At 39.3% G+C, this 6,212-nt stretch carries 7 protein-coding genes; 2 read left to right on the plus strand and 5 right to left on the minus strand.

Annotated elements, in window-relative coordinates; genetic code table 11:
- The 5 genes from EDM53_RS02155 to EDM53_RS02175 form a co-directional block, all read right to left on the minus strand.
- The coding region (locus EDM53_RS02155; RefSeq protein WP_130121989.1) for a transposase family protein at positions 1 to 224 on the minus strand (224 nt) is incomplete at its 3' end.
- A 33-nt stretch (positions 225 to 257) separates the two neighbouring features.
- Entirely contained in the window at positions 258 to 998 is a 741-nt protein-coding gene (locus EDM53_RS02160; RefSeq protein WP_130121979.1) for a hypothetical protein, read from the minus strand.
- Between the two features lie 67 nt (positions 999 to 1,065).
- On the minus strand, positions 1,066 to 2,553 hold the full coding sequence (locus tag EDM53_RS02165; RefSeq protein ID WP_130121991.1) for a replicative DNA helicase: 1,488 nt from the start codon (positions 2,551 to 2,553) through the stop codon (positions 1,066 to 1,068).
- Positions 2,554 to 2,909: 356 nt separating this feature from the next.
- Positions 2,910 to 3,785 (minus strand): helix-turn-helix transcriptional regulator, encoded by an 876-nt coding sequence (locus EDM53_RS02170; RefSeq protein WP_130121981.1) that lies wholly within the window; start codon positions 3,783 to 3,785, stop codon positions 2,910 to 2,912.
- Between the two features lie 392 nt (positions 3,786 to 4,177).
- Positions 4,178 to 4,438: a helix-turn-helix domain-containing protein gene (locus EDM53_RS02175; RefSeq protein ID WP_130121983.1), complete on the minus strand. Its 261-nt coding sequence runs from the start codon at positions 4,436 to 4,438 to the stop codon at positions 4,178 to 4,180.
- 194 nt (positions 4,439 to 4,632) lie between these two features.
- On the opposite strand from EDM53_RS02175, the gene EDM53_RS02180 reads away from it, so the two are divergent.
- Together EDM53_RS02180 and EDM53_RS02185 are read left to right on the plus strand one after the other, a co-directional pair.
- Positions 4,633 to 5,154 carry a hypothetical protein gene (locus tag EDM53_RS02180; protein ID WP_130121985.1) on the plus strand — a complete coding sequence of 174 codons (522 nt, stop codon included), beginning with the start codon at positions 4,633 to 4,635 and terminating at the stop codon, positions 5,152 to 5,154.
- 357 nt (positions 5,155 to 5,511) lie between these two features.
- The gene (locus tag EDM53_RS02185; protein ID WP_130121987.1) at positions 5,512 to 6,117 is read left to right on the plus strand and encodes an ankyrin repeat domain-containing protein; all 606 of its coding nucleotides are present in this window, start codon (positions 5,512 to 5,514) and stop codon (positions 6,115 to 6,117) included.
- The last annotated feature ends 95 nt before the right edge of the window (positions 6,118 to 6,212 follow it).

Genomic DNA, 6,212 nt, shown 5'->3' on the forward strand with positions numbered 1-6,212 from the left:
TAACTTTGACTAACATGGAAATATGTGCGGTACTCTCTTATGTATTCCAAAGCCATTAATAGCTGATTTTCAAGGCTTAACTTGTTCTTTCTACCTCCTTTCTTTTTTTTCCTTTGATCAGCTTCTTCCAGTATTTCTATCATTCTATCAAACGTAGCACCCTTAACTCCAGTTAATCTTCTGAATTGCTCTTCCGATAAACTCTTAACTTGTTCATATTTCAATGCCAAAACCATAATATCTTTATCGAACTACAGTCAGTATACACATATATTAAAGTTTCGAAAAAAGTCTAATGAGTATTCTTCCTCCTGTATCAGTTCTCTATGATTCTCTACAGCAATGCTAGGAGCCTCAGATTCGTATACGTATTGTAGTGGAGCTTTGACTAGTGTGGCGTATAAGTACGCATAAGCTTCTGATGACTTTACTGGATTGTTCTCACTTGTGTATTCCATATATAGAGCGTGCGTGTTGGACACAAGGTGGTAAGCGCTGTATGCCGTTATACCTACCACAAATATAACTCCTGCGTATGGTACTCCTGCTGTTGCCATCACCATAGGTAGCCCTATGTAAGCTCCTGTAATGGCTAGATGCTTGATAGCTTCTGTGTATTCCCCTTCGTATACTTGATGGCCAGCTTCCAAGGCTCCTATTGCTAAGCCGTAGCTATTCAAGCCTTTGTACATTCCGTACACTTGCACTCTCTTCTCCAGTAACAACTTCAGTATTTCCACATGACCTTCACTTGATCCACCTTTGAAAGCAATTTGTCTTGATAACGGATCACACCAGCTATCTATAGTACTGTGCTCTAGCATGTATCTGCATACATTCACGCTGCCGCACTCGCTAGACCTAAAAAATATCAGCCTCATTATCAAGTCATCTAATATTTCCTCTTCAGACATTAGCACAACTAGATCGTCTAGAGTGTCTGTTCTAATGCTATCCCGAAATTTCTCCATTAACCTTTGGTGGTACTCCGTTTGCATACTCTTCTACTTCCTTTATATGTGTTGCACTATGTTGCTCTTATTAACTATTTTCCCTGCTTCCGCTTTAATCCTTTCCACAAAACCAGGCGTGCTGTAACTCGAGATTTGTGAATGACGTTAGCTCTGGATCGAACCTCAGAAACACGCTACCCACTGGACCGTTTCTTTGCTTTGATATCATTATTTCAGCGATATTTTGTATCTTATCAAATTGCTTTTGCCATTCCATCATTTTGTATGGGTCACCTACTGGCTTCTTTCTTTCCATATAGTACTCTTCCCTGTAGATGAACATCACTACATCTGCGTCTTGTTCGATGTTTCCGCTTTCTCTTAGATCTGAGAGTTGTGGTTTTTTATCTTCCCTCAACTCCACTGCTCTAGATAGCTGCGACAAGGCTATCACAGGGATTTCCAACTCCTTTGCTATTGCTTTGAGGCCCTGTGATATTTCTCCTATTTCGTTTACTCTATTTTCCGCTCTTCCTTTACTGGTCATGAGTTGTAGATAATCTACTACCACCAAACCAAGATTATGTTGCCTTTTTAACCTGCGAGCTTTTGTTCTTAGTGCAGATACAGACAAGGCAGCTGTGTCATCTATGAACATAGGTAACTCGTTTATATCGCTACTTGTTTTTGACAGCTTAACGAAATCATCCTTTCCTGTGGTACACGTTCTGATTTTTGTACTTTTTATGGCGCTCTTGATTGACAGCATTCTGGTGACGATCTGTTCAGCTGACATTTCCAGGGAGAAAATTCCCACTGATTTTGGTTGTTCTTGATTATCTTTGGATTCACTGAGTAATTGTTCTGCTGTATTGAGAGCAATGTTGACTGCCAGGGATGTTTTACCCATTGAGGGTCTTGAGGCTATTACAATCAAATCTGATGGATGCATACCACCAATCAAGGTATCAAGTTCGACAAATCCCGTACCTAGACCACTTATTTTACTACCTTTTTTCATTCCTATTGATAATTGGTGAAGCGTATTATTTACTACGTTCCTAACATGTACTAATCTGTTGTCATATGTACCTTTGACAGCCAGCTCAAACAGCTTTTGTTCTGCTGCTTCAATTTGGGTATCTGCTCCCTGTTGTAAATTTTCCTCAAACGAATCGTTGACGATATCTTCGCAAATTTGTATTAACATACGCCTCGTAGCGCTTTCGTATATCAGCTTTGCAAAGGACTCCACATTCACAATTGACGTAGCTGCTGCGGACAGTTTCACCAGATAATTAAACCCTTGAACACCGAGTTCTTTTAGTGTTTCATCATGCTCCAAAATACTTTTTAAGGTAATGGGATTAGCTATTAAATTTCTGTCAATAAGATGAATGATATTTTGATAGATCTTGGCATGTAAGGGCACATAAAAATGCTCTTGGAACAGAAAGTGGCCTATTTTATTAAAATACTCATTATTATTTAGCAATGCGCCGAGCAATCCTTGTTCTGCGTTCACGTTGTTTGGCATCTCTCTTGCTTGTCTAGTTGCGATACCATCGATAGTGTTGACGTTCAGTACATCGCCTATCATTTTATCTTTGTCCATTTTGTTCACGCGTTATGAAAATTTATACAACTGTTTATACCACTTTTTACCTTAACAGACTAGAAACAATGCTACGGCTAGCTCTGTAGGACTCAGCTTATGACTTTAGATTGGGACAGACTCATAATTTGTCTTGCACAATCTTTGATATGTTAGTGTGTCTGCTCTATCACTCCACACACCTCCTCCATATATTCTTCTACGGCATACCACTCCCGCTCCTCCCTTTTGCCATTCCGGCATCTTCCTTTTTGTCTCACTACCGCTTCTCCTCCTTTGGCACTCTCGTCTCCCCCTTCCCTAACAACTTCACGACAACTTTTGCCCGAATTCTTTTCATTTCAATTAATTTGCGGACAGGCTCTCAGGACCTGTCCCACTACATGTAATTTTGTATAAGAGTATGATCTCCGGCTTTTAAGGCATAAGAAGGCATTGTCATCTTGTTTTTCCAAGATGGAGGCTTCATCGTCAATGATACCGATTATATACTTAAGTAGACAAGGATGTACTTTAGGTGTTTTGATGAATAACAAAGAAAGAGGAGGCCAAATATCATTGGTGAAAGTTGGATTGACGACTGCAATTTCTGCTTCTGTATCTTGCCTAACAAATACAACGTTTTTTATTGGGAATGAGCCATGCGCGATCTGTTGTTTGCACCATTGGGGTATTGCCGTCAGATCAATAGCAGGTAAAGGGCGCAGTGTAGAGTCAGTGAGTTGATACGAGGAATACATCTTGTGGTATATCAATTCCTCTATATCTATTTTGAAGTATTCAGCAATCTTAATCAAATATGATACTCTGGGGGAAGATTGTGGACATTGAGACAAATCATAAAGTGTAGAACGAGCTATGGAGAGTTTCTTTGACAGCTCAAAAAGGGAAATATTGTGTTTATGAAGCAGATTGTGTAGAGATGTTGCAATATTGAGGTTGATAATCTGTTCTTGTTCCTCTGGGCAAGTATGTGATGCCGTAGCAACCTGATCATAATTAATGCTTTGTTTTCCTATCAATTGAGACAGTGATATACCAAAAAAGTTGGCCAATTTTATAGCGCTACTTAGCTTCAAGTCATGGTAGAGAGATGCTTTGATCGTAACGAGAGTAGGATACTTGATTCCTGACTTTTCAGCTATCTCTTTCATTGATAGCTTGGTACTGTTCAATAATTTGATCACAATATGCTGGAAGTTCATGAGTGCACTCATTAGAATTTCATAGTATAACTTGATTATCTCGAGAGGTAAGTAGTTGATAAAAAGTGATATAGCTTTTTAACGCTGACTCCAATTTGGCTAATGTACGTCTTTGGAGCGAGATCATAAATAACGCTTGACTCTAATGTGCAAAGGCATTATTAAAGGTAGATTAGGATTTATAGCCGACAATAAACTACCGCTTGACTCTTTTGTTGGGATCTGATATACCTGTGAAGGTTTGTAAGACATAGCCGTGCTGTAGATCAGTAAACTGCAGTTTTGACGAGGTACTATCATGACACAGTAAAGGAACACAAGGAAAGACAGTGGGTGCTGTAAATTCCAAATGAAATTGAAGGTCTTGGTGGAAGTTACCATAATACATTACATTGGGTAAACAGTTATGTATTTGCAGTGGTATCATCCGTCAAGTACTTTAGTAAATGATCTCTCTGTTCCTGAGGGAGAGACTTAATAATAGTCTGCTTGGGAATGTCATATCCTATAGACATTTTATGAATTGTCGGAATTGAAAGAGGACCTGATATCTTGTTGCTTTCCCATCTGGAAACGGTGGAAGGAGTGACACCTGCCCTTCTTCCGATCTGATCCTGAGAAAGCCCTAACTTTAATCTTTGTCTGACTAGTAGATCTCCCAACACGTTTTATACACAGAATGTTACAATTACAAGGTATTATAAAAACCAAAAAGTATCTATGTGTATGTTATTGCATGGTATTGCATGGTATTGCATATCATTGCGTAGCATGATAAAATGATGTATATATACTGATAACTGCAACGCTAATACAATGCAACAGATGGTACTCGATATCATTGTAACCAGGTGTTCATATGACTTCTGACATGATGACACAAGAACTGAAAGCTGTACGTGCATTAAGGCTACAAATTTTAGACACACTATCAGCGATTGAGATGATCATAGACAGCTTCGAATTAGAACAGCTAGAAGTTGAAAGAGTTGGTAGAAGAAAAAGGAGGTTATACTTTAGGAGAGGAGAGTTTGAGAAATTGAAGTACAACGTGATGAAATTGCGGACAAGATACAGAGACGTGTCTGGGGAAATATCGAAGCAGCGGCATATACTAGACAAGTATAGCAGGGCTGAGGTGCTAGAATCTGTAGATGCAGCGGTTGCCGAGATATTAAGTATAAAGACATTGTTGCTGTTAAAGAAGGACAGCTGGTTGACGGAAGCAGAATCTGAGATATTGGAAGTATTAGAGATACTGGAGAGAGGTATAGCAGAGGATTTTGTAGGCTCAGTGTGCATAAATGAGGGGGTATACGTGCAGTTGGAGACCCTAAAACAAGACATCACATCGATGGTACGAGAATACCCTGAACTTTAGTATGGTATTCAAATAGGATGTGGGTGAAGCGGATATAAGCTCTGTGTATCAGATACACTTGAGGGGCTGGGAGCTTCAACAGTCTAGTAGAGAACAACATAAGCAGTACTTTAGTGTGTGCTAATCGGATCAACATAAATTTTTGATAAGATTAACGATTTTAAGATATTTTGTGACTGCGATACGGATTTCTGTGCTAACCTAGACTTGGGTTGATAATGAGACCTAGGGCAACTTGGCTAATAAATACTTTCACCCCCAGGTTGCTTTTTTAATATCTTGAAAGTAGTGTTGATTAGGTTTGACACTAAAGGTATCGATAACCTGATCTCTACGAATATAATATCATTCAACAACATGCCTACAATCAGGAACCTTTGGAGATACATAGACTCCGGTGATATCAATAGAGTGCGGGACTACTTGAACAGTAGTGGAGATGTTCTTCATTATGTGGGTATAGGCGATGAAGGACCATTACATCACGCTGCTCGCAAGAATAATGTCGAGATTTCTAAACTGCTTCTGGCGTATCCACTGACAGACGTTGATTACAAAGATGATAGAATGTGGACACCGTTGTGGGTCTCCGTCTATCACAATTATATTGATGTCGCTCGCCTACTTCTACAACATAAAGCAAACCCAAACTTGGTAGATATGAATGGAAGAACATCACTTCATCTCTCTGTGGATATCGATATGGTTGATTTGCTTTTAGAGGTTGGAGCAGAGCCAAATGTTATTAACGATGAAGGGTTGACGCCTCTGGCCATTGCGGCCGCTTATCAACAAAAGAAGGTATGTATACTGCTATTACAACGTGGTGCTGATATAAACTTATGCACAGAGAAGTTGCGATTGAGCCAAGTACTGTCAGATGCATCACAAGAAGCTTTCGAGATATTAGAGCATAACGATAAGGCTATATTACGGGTACGTAAGAATAAGTGTGTAAGTTGATATGAAAGAAATAAGGTGTAAATTGGCCAGCGAATAGGCTAGTATATAGCCAGTTTGAGCTGGCCAATTAAATACCTTAATTTAACAGTTAATTT

Source organism: Rickettsiales endosymbiont of Peranema trichophorum, from assembly GCF_004210275.1.
In the GTDB taxonomy this organism is placed as follows: Bacteria; Pseudomonadota; Alphaproteobacteria; order Rickettsiales; family Midichloriaceae; genus RICK02.

Coding starts and splice junctions, on each gene's coding strand:
- EDM53_RS02180 (WP_130121985.1), top strand. CDS start 4,633: ATGACTTCTGACATGATGACACAAGAACTGAAAGCTGTACGTGCATTA.
- EDM53_RS02170 (WP_130121981.1), bottom strand. CDS start 3,785: ATGAGTGCACTCATGAACTTCCAGCATATTGTGATCAAATTATTGAAC.
- EDM53_RS02165 (WP_130121991.1), bottom strand. CDS start 2,553: ATGATAGGCGATGTACTGAACGTCAACACTATCGATGGTATCGCAACT.
- EDM53_RS02185 (WP_130121987.1), top strand. CDS start 5,512: ATGCCTACAATCAGGAACCTTTGGAGATACATAGACTCCGGTGATATC.
- EDM53_RS02160 (WP_130121979.1), bottom strand. CDS start 998: ATGCAAACGGAGTACCACCAAAGGTTAATGGAGAAATTTCGGGATAGC.